12 protein-coding genes are annotated in these 13,607 nt (G+C 67.1%); 5 read left to right on the forward strand and 7 right to left on the reverse strand.

Annotated elements, in window-relative coordinates:
• Window positions 1-7 precede the first annotated feature (7 nt).
• From ACFWU5_RS02410 to ACFWU5_RS02425, 4 genes are all read right to left on the reverse strand, one after another.
• Window positions 8-1,549, reverse strand: a complete 1,542-nt coding sequence (locus tag ACFWU5_RS02410; RefSeq protein ID WP_379265889.1) for a serine/threonine-protein kinase — start codon at window positions 1,547-1,549, stop codon at window positions 8-10.
• Between the two features lie 129 nt (window positions 1,550-1,678).
• Window positions 1,679-2,659: an aminoglycoside phosphotransferase family protein gene (locus ACFWU5_RS02415; RefSeq protein WP_379265890.1), complete on the reverse strand. Its 981-nt coding sequence runs from the start codon at window positions 2,657-2,659 to the stop codon at window positions 1,679-1,681.
• 156 nt (window positions 2,660-2,815) lie between these two features.
• Entirely contained in the window at window positions 2,816-3,772 is a 957-nt protein-coding gene (locus ACFWU5_RS02420) for an electron transfer flavoprotein subunit alpha/FixB family protein (protein ID WP_379240493.1), read from the reverse strand.
• Window positions 3,773-3,809: 37 nt separating this feature from the next.
• Entirely contained in the window at window positions 3,810-4,595 is a 786-nt protein-coding gene (locus ACFWU5_RS02425; protein WP_379233472.1) for an electron transfer flavoprotein subunit beta/FixA family protein, read from the reverse strand.
• Between the two features lie 188 nt (window positions 4,596-4,783).
• On the opposite strand from ACFWU5_RS02425, the gene ACFWU5_RS02430 reads away from it, so the two are divergent.
• Genes ACFWU5_RS02430 through ACFWU5_RS02440 form a run of 3 tightly spaced genes read left to right on the forward strand, consistent with a single transcriptional unit; the run spans window position 4,784 to window position 8,363 of the window.
• Window positions 4,784-5,572 (forward strand): class I SAM-dependent methyltransferase, encoded by a 789-nt coding sequence (locus ACFWU5_RS02430; protein ID WP_379265891.1) that lies wholly within the window; start codon window positions 4,784-4,786, stop codon window positions 5,570-5,572.
• The gene (locus tag ACFWU5_RS02435; protein ID WP_379265892.1) at window positions 5,569-7,113 is read left to right on the forward strand and encodes a 1,4-alpha-glucan branching protein domain-containing protein; all 1,545 of its coding nucleotides are present in this window, start codon (window positions 5,569-5,571) and stop codon (window positions 7,111-7,113) included. Before ACFWU5_RS02430 ends, ACFWU5_RS02435 begins: the two co-directional genes overlap by 4 nt.
• Complete coding sequence (locus tag ACFWU5_RS02440; RefSeq protein WP_379265893.1) at window positions 7,110-8,363, forward strand: glycosyltransferase family 4 protein; 1,254 nt, start codon at window positions 7,110-7,112, stop codon at window positions 8,361-8,363. The genes ACFWU5_RS02435 and ACFWU5_RS02440 overlap by 4 nt, the downstream gene beginning before the upstream one ends.
• Before the next feature lie 102 nt (window positions 8,364-8,465).
• On the opposite strand, the gene ACFWU5_RS02445 is transcribed toward ACFWU5_RS02440, so the two are convergent.
• Window positions 8,466-8,870 carry a hypothetical protein gene (locus ACFWU5_RS02445; RefSeq protein ID WP_379265894.1) on the reverse strand — a complete coding sequence of 135 codons (405 nt, stop codon included), beginning with the start codon at window positions 8,868-8,870 and terminating at the stop codon, window positions 8,466-8,468.
• A gap of 113 nt (window positions 8,871-8,983) precedes the next feature.
• Complete coding sequence (locus ACFWU5_RS02450) at window positions 8,984-10,321, reverse strand: putative glycoside hydrolase (RefSeq protein ID WP_379266202.1); 1,338 nt, start codon at window positions 10,319-10,321, stop codon at window positions 8,984-8,986.
• 107 nt (window positions 10,322-10,428) lie between these two features.
• Here ACFWU5_RS02450 and ACFWU5_RS02455 point away from each other — a divergent pair, with 107 nt between their 5' ends.
• Window positions 10,429-11,421: a polysaccharide deacetylase family protein gene (locus tag ACFWU5_RS02455; RefSeq protein ID WP_379265895.1), complete on the forward strand. Its 993-nt coding sequence runs from the start codon at window positions 10,429-10,431 to the stop codon at window positions 11,419-11,421.
• Window positions 11,422-11,423: 2 nt separating this feature from the next.
• Here ACFWU5_RS02455 and ACFWU5_RS02460 read toward each other — a convergent pair whose 3' ends face one another.
• Entirely contained in the window at window positions 11,424-12,716 is a 1,293-nt protein-coding gene (locus ACFWU5_RS02460) for a PQQ-binding-like beta-propeller repeat protein (protein WP_379265896.1), read from the reverse strand.
• A 132-nt stretch (window positions 12,717-12,848) separates the two neighbouring features.
• Between ACFWU5_RS02460 and ACFWU5_RS02465 the strand changes: the two genes are divergently transcribed.
• Complete coding sequence (locus ACFWU5_RS02465; protein ID WP_379240484.1) at window positions 12,849-13,595, forward strand: acyltransferase; 747 nt, start codon at window positions 12,849-12,851, stop codon at window positions 13,593-13,595.
• Window positions 13,596-13,607: the final 12 nt, after the last annotated feature.

A 13,607-nucleotide genomic window follows, 5' to 3' on the forward strand; every position in this document is an offset into this window, starting at 1 on the left:
CCAGCCATCACCACCGGTTCGCGCGCACGGCCTTGCGATAGCGGATCCATCGTCCGGTCGACGGAGAGGCCGCGCAGCCGATCAGTGCCGCCGCGAGAAGGAGAACCGGACTGCAGGCCGCGACCGAAAGACCGACGTTACTCGAGGACGAGGTCGCGGCCCCGAAAATCGCCGCCATCATGACTGCCACAACGAACACCCCGGTGATGATCGACATGACGCGACCGGCGGTACGAGCGCACAGCAACAGAACACCGCCACCTCCGGTGAAGGCGCCGATGCCGGTGATGACCGCGATCACGATGAACGATTCGCCAGGATCCTGCCCCTCCTGGGCCTCAGCGATCACCTGGGTGATTCCGTAGATCAGAAAGGCCCAGATCGCCGAGCTGATGAGCAACGACACGACACCTGCGAATACCGCAGCGCCCTTCGGCGGCCGGGCACCATGCATCGGCCACTGACTCCCGGCCGCCATCGCCGAATCACCAACGGGCACAGGTTGTTCCAGACTCCTCCAGACTGGCTGCTGCCGGTGATCGCCAGAACCGTGCACCGGTTGCGCGGGATCGCTCCACGGCTGCTGCGGGTGCCCGCCGGACCCGCGCCACTGCTGCGCGGGATCGGCCCACGGTCGTTGTGCGTGCTCGCCGGAGCCCGGCCGCTGCTGCGCGGGATCGGTCCACGGCTGACGCACGGTCGGCTCGGCGACGTGCCTGCCCTCGAGCGCCCCCCGCATCGCATCAGCGAATTCCGTTGCACTACCGAATCTCTCACCGCGCCGCTTGGCCATCGCCCGCGCGATCACACTGTCGACCGCTGGTGGCAAGTCAGGTCTGATGCTCGTGAGCCGCGGCACCGGCTGCGACAAGTGCCCCGCGACGACCTGGCCGGGATTGGTTGCGGTGTAGGGCGGATGCCCGGCGTACATCGCGAAAAGCGTGCAGGCCAGCGAATACTGGTCGCTGCGATGGTCGACTACCTCACCGGAGAGCTGCTCAGGCGAGGCGTAGGCGAGAGTGGCGGTGAACGTACCGGTGGCAGTGAGCTGAGTGTTGGCGCTCGCGACCCGGGCGATCCCGAAATCAGTGAGTACCGCACGGATTTCGCGTCCATGCTCGGCATCGGCGATCAAAATGTTGCCCGGCTTGACGTCACGATGCAGCACCCCGTGCTGGTTCGCGTAGTCGAGCGCGGAAGCGGTCTCACCGATCAGCCGAGCGGTAACTCCAGGCTCGTGTGCCCGCGAATCCCAAGCGGCAGCATCGGTTCCACGAACAAACTGCATCGCGATCCACAAATACCCGTCATCGCTACCGCGGTCGTACACCCCCACAATGCCCGGATGATCCAGCTGCGCAACAACATCGGCTTCCCGCTCGAACCGCCGCTGCAACTCCTGATCAGCCGAGAACTCCCGATTCAACAGCTTCAACGCGACGCTGCGCGGCAGCCGAGGATGCCTGGCGAGGTAGACCGTTCCCATCCCGCCCTGCCCCAGCACACCTTCCACCTGGTACCCAGTGAAATCCACCCCCGCCTGCAGCACGACCACTCCTCACTGTCCCGTTAGCAGCCTCGCACGCTACCCGTGTGCACAGCTTTGGACCATACGGCTGATGCCACCGAGCGGTAGTCGACGGGCGATCGAACGGTCGACGCCCGAGCCGGGACCCGGTCAGGACTCAGCGGACCGGTGCAGCGGCGCTCCTACCAGCGTATTCGCCACAGAGCTGTGCAACGTGAGCATGTCGTGGTCCTCGTCCTCGATCGCCCACCCCAGCTCTGCCACGACTCGGACCAGAGCCCAGCCACGGGCACGTTCGGGGTCGACGTCCAGAGCCGCCGCGGTGGCCGCGATGACGGTATCCGCGTGTTCTCGCGTCGGGTTCGACTGGATCTGGATCATCAGCAGGAAGCCCGCGTCGAAGGCCGCCTCGCCGAGGCAGGGTTTGGGGTCGATCAGCAGCCACGGTTCCCGTTCGGCGGCAACGATATTGCCGAGGTGGGTGTCACGGTTGACGATCAGCAAGGGACCGTCGGGCGCGGACAGTTCACCGCACCAGCTGTCGACAGCATCACGCAGCTGGTCCGAAAGTAGTTCGGACAGTGCAGAATTGGGCACGGCGAGCCGCTCGCGAAGACCGGTGACGATCTCGGTAGCGAGGGGAAACGGCGGCAAGCCTGCGGGGATCGTGTCGGCGGGCCGCCGCAGTCGGCGATACAGCCCGCACGCGAAGGCGACCTTCGCCGCGTTCTCCGGCAGCCCCTCGAGACTCGGAAACCCCGGCTGGTTCAGCAATTCCGTCCCAGGACGCGCCCATTCGAGCAATAAGGCACCGCTGGCGGCATCGAAGTCGAGCAACCGGACAGCGCCGTCACCTGCGTACACATGCAGCGCGGTCGCCTCGGCGACATTCTCCTCGTCCACCACCGGCACCTTCAACACCACCCACGACCCATCCGTGCGCCGCGCGGCAGCAACATACGCATGCGTCCCGCCCCGAAACGGCGCGGACAACTCCACCAACCCCCAACGCGCCGCCAGACCCGCCACCACACCGGGCAATTCATCGATCCACCGCGCTCCGGCCTGCCCGAAATTCGCCCGGACCGTTCCCTCGACCTCGACCGGCAATACAACTCGTCCCAACGACATCAGCCCAGCCTGCCGACACCGACGGTGCAGGTCAAACGTCGCAGGGCCACAATTCAGGCTCACGATCGAGGCACGAATGCCAACGGCCCGCGAAACCTGGCTGCGCGTGCGCAGAAACAGGTTTCGCGGGCCGAGGTCAACTCAACCGCGAGGAGATCAGCCCTTGTGGGCCTTCACCGCTTCGGTCAGCTGCGGGGAGACGTTGAACAGGTCGCCCACGATGCCGTAGTCGGCGATCTCGAAGATGGGTGCTTCCTCGTCCTTGTTGACAGCGACGATGGTCTTCGAGGTCTGCATGCCGGCGCGGTGCTGGATGGCGCCGGAGATGCCGAGGGCGATGTAGAGCTGCGGGGAGACGGTCTTGCCGGTCTGGCCCACCTGGAACTGGCCCGGGTAGTAGCCCGAGTCGACGGCGGCACGCGAGGCGCCGACAGCGGCACCCAGCGAGTCCGCGAGGGCCTCGACGACCGCGAAGTTGTCGGCGGAACCGACACCGCGACCACCGGAGACAACGATGCTCGCTTCGGCGAGATCGGGGCGGTCGCCACCGACGATCGGGTCACGCGAGATGACCTTCACGACGCCGTCTTCCTGCGCCGGAACCTCGACCACGACCTGCTCGCCGGCACCGGCCTGCGGAGCGGACTCGATGGCGCCGGGACGGACCGAGATCACCGGCAGGTCGCCGGTGGCCTTGGCCTCGACGGTGAACGCGCCACCGAAGATGGAGTGCACAGCGGAGCCGTCGGCGTTGACGCCGATGACGTCGACGAGCAGACCGGAGCCGATGCGCGCGGCAAGGCGGCCCGACACCTCCTTGCCCTCGGCGGTGGCGGCGACGATCACGGCGGCGGGTGCGGCGGACTCGGCCAGACCGGCGAGCACGTCGACCTTCGGGGTGACCAGGAAGCCTTCGATGTCGTCGGACTCGGCGACATAGATCTTCTCGGCGCCCGCGGCGGCCAGCGCGGCGGCCAGCTTGTCGGCGGTACCGGCCGGGCCGGTGACGACGGCGGCGGGCTCGCCCAGTGCGCGGGCGGCGGTGAGCAGTTCGGTGGTGACCTTCTTGACAGCACCGTCGGCGTGCTCAACGAGCACAAGTACTTCAGCCATTAGTTCTTTCTCCTTCGAAGTCTCGGACGGTGCCGGATCAGATGATCTTCTGACCGATGAGGTAGGACGCGATCTGGTTGCCGCCCTCGCCCTCGTCCGCGATCTTCTCGCCCGCGGTGCGAGCCGGCTTCGGGGTGGCACTGGTGACCTGGGTGCCGGCGTTGGCCACACCCACGGTCGCCGGGTCGACGCCCAGATCGGCCAGGGTGAAGACCAGAACTTCCTTCTTCTTCGCGGCCATGATGCCCTTGAAGGAGGGGAAGCGCGGCTCGTTGATCTTCTCGTTGACCGAGACGATCGCGGGCAGGGAGGCCTCGAGCTTGAAGACACCCTCGTCGGTCTCGCGCTCGCCGGTGATCTTGTCGCCGTCGACGGTGAGCTTGCGCAGGTGCGTCAGCTGCGGGATGCCGATGTACTCCGCGATGATCGCGGGCACGGCACCGGCGCGGCCGTCGGTGGCCTCGTTACCGGCGATGACCAGCTCGACGCCCTCGACCTGGCCGAGCGCGGCGGCCAGCACGTAGGCGGTCTGCACGGCGTCGGAGCCGTGGATCGCCGGGTCGTTGATGTGGATGGCCTTGTCGGCGCCCATGGACAGCGCCTTGCGGATGGCCTCGTTGGCGCGGTCGGGACCGGCGGCCAGCACGGTGACCTCACCGCCCTGTGCCTCCTTGATCAGCAGCGCTTCCTCGACGGCGCGCTCGTTGATCTCGTCGAGCACCGCGTCGGCGGCTTCCCGGTCGAGGGTGTAGTCACCATCGGTCAGCTTGCGCTCGGACCAGGTGTCGGGGACCTGCTTGATGAGTACGACGATGTTCGGCATCGGTCTTCGTCGACCTCCTTCTGGGGACACGTGTGTGGTGGGGCCGCACGAGCTGGCGCCGTACGTCCAGGTGAGATATCTAGCTCAGTTCGGAACACTACCCTACGCTAAGTTACCCGTGGGTAACCTACTTGCGCAAGAGGTCCCTGACTCCTGCGCGGACCGGCGGTACCAGTAACCTCGGAGCAATGAGCGAGGCTGTGATCCCTGCCGCACCGGTGGCCGCCACACATGAACCACTGCCGTTGACCGGCGAGCGGACCGTGCCCGGCATCGCCGAGGAGAACTACTGGTTCCGTCGGCACGAGATCGCCTATGCCCGGCTACTGCACCGCTGCGCCGACAAGGTCGTGCTCGAAGCGGGCTCGGGCGAGGGCTACGGCGCCGACATGATCGCGGGTGTGGCACGCAGTGTCACCGGGCTGGATTACGACGAGGGCGCCGTCGCGCATGTGCGGGCGCGTTACCCGCGGGTGGAGATGATCCAGGGCAACCTCGCAGCACTGCCGCTGGATGACGAATCCGTCGATGTCGTGGTGAATTTCCAAGTGATCGAACATCTTTGGGACCAGGGCCAGTTCCTGCGCGAATGCCTGCGCGTGCTGCGCCCCGGCGGTCAACTGCTGATCAGCACCCCGAATCGGATCACCTTCTCCCCCGGTCGCGACACTCCCCTCAACCCGTTCCACACGCGCGAGCTCAATGCCGCGGAACTGACCGAACTGCTGGTCGAAGCCGGTTTCACCGTGTCGGAGATGCTCGGCGTGCATCACGGTGAGAGCCTGAAAGCGTTGGACGCCAAGCACGGTGGGTCGTTCATCGACGCGCAGATCGAACGGGCACTGGCCGGGCAACCGTGGCCTGCCGACCTCACGGCCGACGTCGCCGCGGTCACCATCGACGATTTCGACCTGCGCGAAGGCGATATCGACGCGAGCCTGGACCTGGTCGCGATCGCTGAAAAGGCAAGTCGTTGACCGTTTCCCGCTCCGCCGTGCCGGGCCAGTTCACGCTGGTCCTGCACTCCCACCTGCCGTGGCTGGCCCATCACGGGCGTTGGCCGGTCGGCGAGGAATGGCTCTACCAGTCCTGGGCCGCCTCGTATCTGCCGCTGGTTCGGGTGCTGAAAAACCTTGCCGCCGATGGGCGTTCGCATCTGTTGAGCTTGGGCATCACGCCGGTGCTCGCCGCGCAGCTCGACGATCCGCACTGCCTGGCGGGCATGCACCACTGGCTGGGCAACTGGCAGTTGCGTGCCGACGAAGCGTCGATGTCGGGCAATGTCGCGCTGGGCCGTCACGAACATCGCCTGGCCGCAACGGCTTTGGCCGATTTCGAACAGAACTGGCAGCACGGCGGTTCGCCGGTATGGCGTTCACTGATCGACGCCGACGCCATCGAACTGCTCGGTGGCCCGCTCGCGCACCCCTTCCAACCGCTGCTGGATCCGCGCATGCGCCAGTTCCAGCTCACCGAGGGTCTGGCCGACGCGCGCCTGCGCTGGGGCAGCACGCCCACGGGCATCTGGGCGCCCGAATGCGGCTACACGCCCGGCATGGAACGCGGCTACGACGCCGCGGGCATCACCCACTTCATGGTCGACGGACCGTCCCTGCGTGGTGACACCTCCCTGGGCAGGCCCGTGCGCGAATCCGACGTGGTCGCGTTCGGGCGCGACCTGGCGGTGAGCTACCGGGTCTGGTCGCCGAAACAGGGCTACCCCGGTCAGAGCGCGTACCGCGATTTCCACCATTACGACCACGCCACCGGGCTCAAGCCGTCCCGCGTGACCGGCAAGACCGTCGACGGTCCTGACAAGGCCCCTTACGATCCGGATTTGGCGGCCGAAGCGGTCACCCGCGACGTCGCGGACTTCGTCGAAACGGTCCGCGCACGGTTGATCGAGGAGTCCGAGCGGATCGGCAGGCCCGCGCTGGTGGTGGCCGCGTTCGACACCGAACTTTTCGGCCATTGGTGGCACGAGGGTCCGCAGTGGCTCGAACAAGTTCTGCGCGCGCTGCCCGAGGCGGGCGTGAACGTCGGCACCCTCGCCGACGCCCGCGACAACGGCTATGTCGGCGAACCCGTGCAGCTCAACGACTCGTCGTGGGGTTCGGGCAAGGACTGGCGGGTGTGGGCGGGCGACCAGGTGGCCGACCTCGTCGAGCTCAATGCCGACATCGTCCGCCTGGCCCTGGACACCCTCGACAAGTCGCGGCGCGACGGCTCCCTGCGCGACCCGGTCGCCGACCAGTTGCTGCGTGAGGCGATTCTCACCGTCTCCAGCGACTGGGCGTTCATGGTCAGCAAGGACTCCGCCGCCGGATACGCCCGCGATCGCGCCCACGAACACGCGCACGCCGTGCGCGAACTAGCCGAGGCCATCGGCGCCGGACAGTTCGCCAAAGCGGCACGTGTAGCGGCAGGATGGAACGCGGCCGACGGATTCTTCCCTGGTCTGGACGCACGGCGGTTGCCGACCGCTGTCCCGTCGGCCGGTGCTGAAGGATTTCGATGAAGATTTTGATGGTGTCGTGGGAGTACCCGCCGGTCGTGGTCGGTGGGCTCGGTCGGCATGTGCATCACCTGGCCGTGGAACTGGCCGCGGCCGGTCACGAGGTCGTCGTGCTGGCCCGCCGCCCGACGGGGACCGATTCGGTCACCCACCCCACCCACTCCTACATCGCCGACGGCGTGCTCGTCGTCGCGGTGGCCGAAGATCCGCCGTGCTTCGACTTCGGCGAGGACATGCTCGCCTGGACCCTCGCTATGGGACACGCGATGGCGCGGGCCGGCGTCGCGCTCGGCAAGCCCGGCGTCGGCGAAGGCTGGACGCCCGATGTGGTGCACGCGCACGACTGGCTCGTGGCGCACCCGTCGATCATGCTCGCGGAGTTCTACGACGTGCCGCTGGTGTCGACCATCCACGCCACCGAGGCCGGGCGACACAGCGGCTGGGTGTCGGGCCGGGTCAACAAACAGGTCCACTCGGTGGAGTGGTGGCTGACCAACGAATCCGATCAGCTCATCACCTGCTCGACCTCCATGCAGGACGAAGTCGAACGGCTCTACGGACCCGAGCTTGCCCCGATCACCGTGATACGCAACGGTATTGACGTCGGCTCCTGGACCTTCCGGCCCCGCGCACCCCGCACCGGTCCCCCGCGTCTGCTGTATGTCGGCCGCCTCGAATACGAGAAGGGCGTGCAGGACGCGATCGCCGCGCTGCCCCGTATCCGCCGCGCCCACCCCGGCACCACCCTCACCGTCGCGGGCGTTGGCACCCAATTCGAATGGTTGCGCGAACGCGCCCGCGTGCACCGCGTGGCCCGCGCGGTGAACTTCGTCGGCAGCCTCGGCCACGCCGAACTGCTGGGCTGGCTGCACGGCGCCGACGCGATCGTCCTGCCCAGCCGCTACGAACCCTTCGGCATCGTCGCCCTGGAAGCCGCCGCCGCCGGTGTGCCTCTGATCGCTTCCACCGCAGGCGGTTTGGGCGAAGCCGTCATCGACGGCGTCACCGGCGCCTCCTTCGCCCCCGCCGACATCGACGGCCTCGTCGACGCCACCCGAGCAGTCCTGGACGACCCCACCACCGCCCAATCCCGAGCCCACACCGCCCGCGAACGCCTCACCGCCGACTTCGCATGGGACGTAGTAGCCGCCGAAACCGCCCAGGTCTACTCGGCAGCCAAACGCCGAGTCCGCACATCACTGGGCCGCCCCGACATCGTGGAACGCCCACTGCCGGAACGGGATCCGAAGTAGTCGGTTCGACCTGTGCTCGCGTCTGAGCAGGCGTCGGCCCCGAAACAAACCGACATCACCAAACCGGAGGCCGCCGAGTAACCCCGCCCGGGGTCATGCGGGTTACCGAGGGGTCTGCAAGAGGTGGACCATCTTGCCGTCGAAGGCGACCGGGTTGGTGAACCAGATGGCGACGCCGCCGTCCGACTGGGCGGCGGCCTCGTCGGCGGCCTGGTGCAGCGTGATGTGAACCCGCCATTTCCCGTCGTCGGCCAGGTATGGCTCGGTCTGCGAATACGGTGCCAGCTGAATTAGGCCGGCGCCCGGGTCGATCGTCGCGTCCAGCCACTGCAGGATCGGTGTTCCCGCCAACGCGACCGTCTCCTCGTGCGTCAGGTTCGCTCCGAACACCCCTGCGGCCGGATCCAGACGGAAGCTGTGCGCCGCCGTCGCGTTGCCCGCTCCGACTACGGCCGCACCTGCCCAGACGACGATCCCCACTGCGGTTCCGATTCCACGGGCGCTCATCATGCCAACTCCTCCATGTCTTCGAGGTTCGAGATCCGATCGATTCGAACCGCTCATTCGATCACGAAATGAGTTGTGCGACAAACTGTTAGAGAGTCATAGCAGTGCGCATATCAGGCGGGGTGGATTCCGCCGGTGTGGTAGCGGGTGGCGGCGTTCCAGAGGAAGAAGCTGGGGATGCCTGCGTCTCGGGTGGCGTCGATTTGGGCTCGGATTTCGGCGTCGCCGTAGGGGACGCCGAGGCTGAAGTCTTGTAGCCAGGGGATGACGGTGGCGCCGGTGCCTGCGGTGGCGGTGAGGAAGTCCTGGAGGGAGCGGTAGACGATGTCGTAGGGCTGGGCGTTGGGGTTGGGGACGCCGTATTCGCCGGGGTTCCAGTGGGACGGGTAGATCATGGGGGCCACGAAGTCGACGCTGCCGGCGATGAGGGTGATGTTCTGGGCGATCTCGTCGGGGCGGGTGGACGCGATGCCGTAGACGGCGGCGCTGAGGTGCGCGCCTGCTTCGTGCAGCGGGTAGCGGCTCTGGGCGAGGAAGGCGGCGACCGCCTCGGTGGGTGTGCCGGTGAGACCGGCGAAGTGCATGCTGGACAGGCTGCCGTCGGGGCGGCGGACGTAGTCGTACATGACGCCGTCGAAACCGAGGTGTGCGGCTTCGACGGCGAGGTCGATATTGTATTGGCGCACTTCAGGGTTCGCGAAGTTGGTGAAGGCGACGGGGCCGTAGTGGCTGGAATAGGGCTGGCCCGAAGGGTTTTGAACAACCCAGTCGGGTCGGCCGTTGTGCCAAGCCCAGGTGGCCAGGGTGGGGTCGCGGAAGGCGACGATGCGGCCTACTACCTGCAGGCCCATGTCGTGCAATTGGGTCAGCGCCGTGCGCGCATCGTAAATCGCGGTGGCAGCGCCGGATTCACGTGCGAGGGGCACCTGCGAGTCGTAGCCGACGACACCGTCCTCGTCCTTGATGTCGAGCTGGACGGTGTCGATACGCTTTTCGCGAGCGAGGTCCAGGATCGATTCGCGCAGCCCGTCGTGCGACCAGGCGTGAGCGGTGACGTGCACGGTACGCATACGAGGCAGGGTGATCGCCGTGACCGCGATGGTGCTGGCCTGATTGCCGACGGCATCCACCGCGACGACCTCATACGCGGGGCCCCACCGCACCGACAGCTCGAAGGTTCCGTCCGCAGCGGGAGTCACCGTGTCCGAACCGATCGATACCTTCACGGCGTCAACAGCTGTGCCGCGCACCAGAACTGGCTTGCGGTAGGAGGTCACAGGATCGATGGGTGACACCTGCAATGTCGGCGGCGCAGTGTCGACCACCGGCGGTTCATCGGAGCCGTTCAACGCGAATCCGGCCAGTAGTCCGACAATCAGCAACGCACCGACGGCGATCCCCACCACTCGCTGCCAACCGAACGACCGCAGTCGCAATACCAACGCCCACACCAACTTCCACACCGTTGTCCCGCCCACTATCGCGCAGGCAGAGCCGGGCCTGCTGGGTTATCGACAAGATCAACTGAAAACGGTTGTCGCACCGTAATATCGGCGCGATGATGGGCGGTTCGAAGACGATGTCGCGACTCGTTTCGGCGGTGGCGCTGATAACGCTCACGGCTTGCACACCGGCAGACGAACCGAGCCCTCAACCAGCCTCTCCCCCAACAACATCCACACCGACGCCGCCGAACCCGGCCGACATCGGTGCCAATGAACTGGGTCTGGTCCCGGTGCTGATGTACCACCAGATCACCCCGAACCCCGCCGGCGAATACGACCAGACCCCAACGGAATTCCGCGACGAACTGGAACGCCTCTACCGCGAGGGCTACCGCCCGGTGACCGCCGCCCAGTACATCGCAGGCGACGTGAACCTCCCCGCGGGCACCCACCCGGTCGTGCTCACCTTCGACGATTCGACCAGCAGCCAACTCAGCTTCACCGACACCGGCACCGTCACCCCGGACAGCGCCACGGGCATCCTCGCCGAATTCGGCACCCGCCACCCGGACTTCCGGCCCGTGGCCACGTTCTACGTCAACAACGAACCCTTCGGTGGCGACCCACGCGCGTTGCCCTGGTTGGCCGCCAACGGCCACGAAATAGGCGCACACACAGCCGATCACGCGAATCTCGCGAGCCTGGACGCCGAGGGTGTGCAACGCGAGCTGGTGCAGAACGTGCGCGCGGTGGCCCAAGCCGTACCCGTGCGCACCATGGCGTTGCCGCTGGGCATCTACCCCCGCGATCACGCGCTGGCCACGGCTGGCAATTGGGACGGTTTCGCGTACCGCTTCGACGCCGTGATGCTGGTGGGCTCCAACCCGGCCCTGTCACCGTTCGGTGCGGTGGACCCCGGCGGTGTGCCGCGCATTCGATCGGGCCGGGGCGCGGTCCCGTTCGATTCGGCCCACTGGCTGGACTGGCTGGCCGCCAACCCCGACCAGCGCTACACCGCCGACGGCGACCCGACGCGCATCTCCTTCACCGCGCAGCACGCGACGGAACTCGCCGCACGCTGGCAGGACCGAGCCAACCCGTACTGACCTCAGGCGTCCGGCGTGAAGGCGAAGATTTCGCCGAGCCGGGTAGCGACAACCACTTCACCCTGGGGCCCGATCGAAGTGCCCGTGGTCGAGCCGGTGGCAGCCGGGAGCGGATCGGAGTCGATGGTGTTGCCGTTGGTCGTGTCGAAGGTGATCAGATTCAGACCCGCGCCGATCGCGGCCACGGTGTAACCGATATCCCCAGCGGCCTGAGCGGGACTGCCACGCAGAGCGAGATCCTTACGCTCCCAGACGATTTCAGCCTTGTCATCGCTGTCGCGCAGAGCGGTCAGATACCCGTCATCACCCGCCGGAATGATCAGATCGCCCGCCACCGAGATCCCACCGCGCGGAGCCCACGGCAGCGACTGAACCCAGCGGGTAGCGCCATCGGCGGCGTTCAGCGCGATCAGTCGCTTGCTGTTGTCGCCGATGTAGACGGTGTCACCGTCGGCCGACAGCGACGGACTGGTCGCGCTGCCGCCGGTGAGAACCTCGGCATTCCACTCCTGCGTCACCGCCCCGTCGGCATAACGCATCGCGCGCAGGGCGGCGGCCTGCTTGCCCGGCTCCCACACGGTGACGAAGAACCGGCCGGTCGACGGGTCGACAGCGGTCGTGTTGGCCACCGCGCAGCGCGGCCCGCCGGTCTGGCAGTCGTCGAGACCGTCACCGGACGCGGGCCGGGTCAGACCGGGGTACTTCAAAAAATCGGGTTCGCCCAGCAACTGCACCGTCGGCACTTCGCGACCGCCGGTCTGCCTGCTGAGCACGTCGACCTGGCCGGATTGGGTCACCGTGAGCACATTGCCGTCGCCGGTGAACTGGATCGCCACGGGCACGCCCGCCACGGGAGTGCGCCAGCGCGGCTGACCGAGGTAGTTGAACGAGTTCACCGCGCCGTCGTCGCCGACGTACACGTTGCTGACCCCGTCGAGCACGGTCGGCGCTTCGATCGTCGACGGTCCCAGTTGGTTGCAGAAGCGTTTGCGGCCGGTGCGCATCTGGAAGGAGAAGATCGCGCAGTTGCCGGTGCTGGTGGTGACGAACATCTGACCGTCGGCGCCGATCGTCAACGGCTGGGCGATCGGGCCGCCCACCGGACGTGACCAGCTCAGCGACATCGAATCCGCGCCCGACACCGGGCTGGTGCCGGCATTGCCGCTGTCGTGATGCGCTGCGGGCCAACCCTTTCCGGCCCCGACGGTGATGTCGTCCACATCGGTGCCGCACCCTGCCAGCGCCACCACACCGGCGGCAGCGAGCGAGGCGACGACGCGAGTCCGTGTTCGCACCTGCTGATCTCCCTGTTTGATCGGGGTATGGCACGGTAAGTGTGCCCTGCGAAAGTACTCTGTGTAGCCGATGACCGAATCCCCGGGGCTGGCCCGGCGGATCACTGTCCTTGGTTGGTGAGGGAGTAGTTCGTGACGAGCATGTGGGGCGCGCCGCTGAGTGCGCGCTGGCGTGGATCACGCCGCCGCGATCCGCAGCAAGCCCGATTCCTGACCAGGGATTCGCTGCGCTGGGTGCTCGCCAACCGCGCCTACACCCCCTGGTACCTGGTCCGTTACTACCGTCTGGCCAAGTTCCGCCTGGCCAACCCGCACATCGTGCTGCGCGGCATGGTGTTCCTGGGCCGCAATGTGGAAATCCACGCGACCCCCGAATTCGCCCGCATGGAAATCGGCCGCTGGGTGCACATCGGCGACGGCAACGCCCTGCGCTGCCACGAGGGCTCGCTGCGCATCGGCGACAAGGTGGTGTTCGGCAAGGACAACGTCGTCAACACCTACCTCGACATCGAAATCGGCGAATCGACGCTGGTCGCGGACTGGTGCTACATCTGCGACTTCGACCACCGCATGGACGACATCAACATGCCGATCAAAGACCAGGGCATCGTCAAGAGCCCCGTCCGGATCGGCCCCGACACCTGGATCGCCGCCAAGGTGACAGTCCTGCGCGACACCCGTGTGGGGCGTGGCTGTGTGCTCGGCGCGCACGCGGTGGTGCGTGGGGATGTCCCCGACTACAGCATCGCGGTCGGGGCGCCCGCCAAGGTCGTGAAGAACCGCAAGGTGGCGTGGGATGCGAGCGCGCAGGAGCGCGAGGCGTACATGGCGGCGCTGGCCGACATCGAACGGAAGAAGAACGCCGCGGCACAGAGCTGACAGCCACCTCTG

It is taken from the genome of Nocardia sp. NPDC058640 (assembly GCF_042716995.1).
Taxonomy (GTDB): Bacteria; Actinomycetota; Actinomycetes; order Mycobacteriales; family Mycobacteriaceae; genus Nocardia.

Bases quoted from the DNA above. Each gene is read 5' to 3' on its own strand.
- ACFWU5_RS02455 (WP_379265895.1), top strand. From the start codon at position 10,429: ATGATGGGCGGTTCGAAGACGATGTCGCGACTCGTTTCGGCGGTGGCG.
- ACFWU5_RS02445 (WP_379265894.1), bottom strand. From the start codon at position 8,870: ATGAGCGCCCGTGGAATCGGAACCGCAGTGGGGATCGTCGTCTGGGCA.
- ACFWU5_RS02415 (WP_379265890.1), bottom strand. From the start codon at position 2,659: ATGTCGTTGGGACGAGTTGTATTGCCGGTCGAGGTCGAGGGAACGGTC.
- ACFWU5_RS02425 (WP_379233472.1), bottom strand. From the start codon at position 4,595: ATGCCGAACATCGTCGTACTCATCAAGCAGGTCCCCGACACCTGGTCC.
- ACFWU5_RS02420 (WP_379240493.1), bottom strand. From the start codon at position 3,772: ATGGCTGAAGTACTTGTGCTCGTTGAGCACGCCGACGGTGCTGTCAAG.
- ACFWU5_RS02440 (WP_379265893.1), top strand. From the start codon at position 7,110: ATGAAGATTTTGATGGTGTCGTGGGAGTACCCGCCGGTCGTGGTCGGT.
- ACFWU5_RS02430 (WP_379265891.1), top strand. From the start codon at position 4,784: ATGAGCGAGGCTGTGATCCCTGCCGCACCGGTGGCCGCCACACATGAA.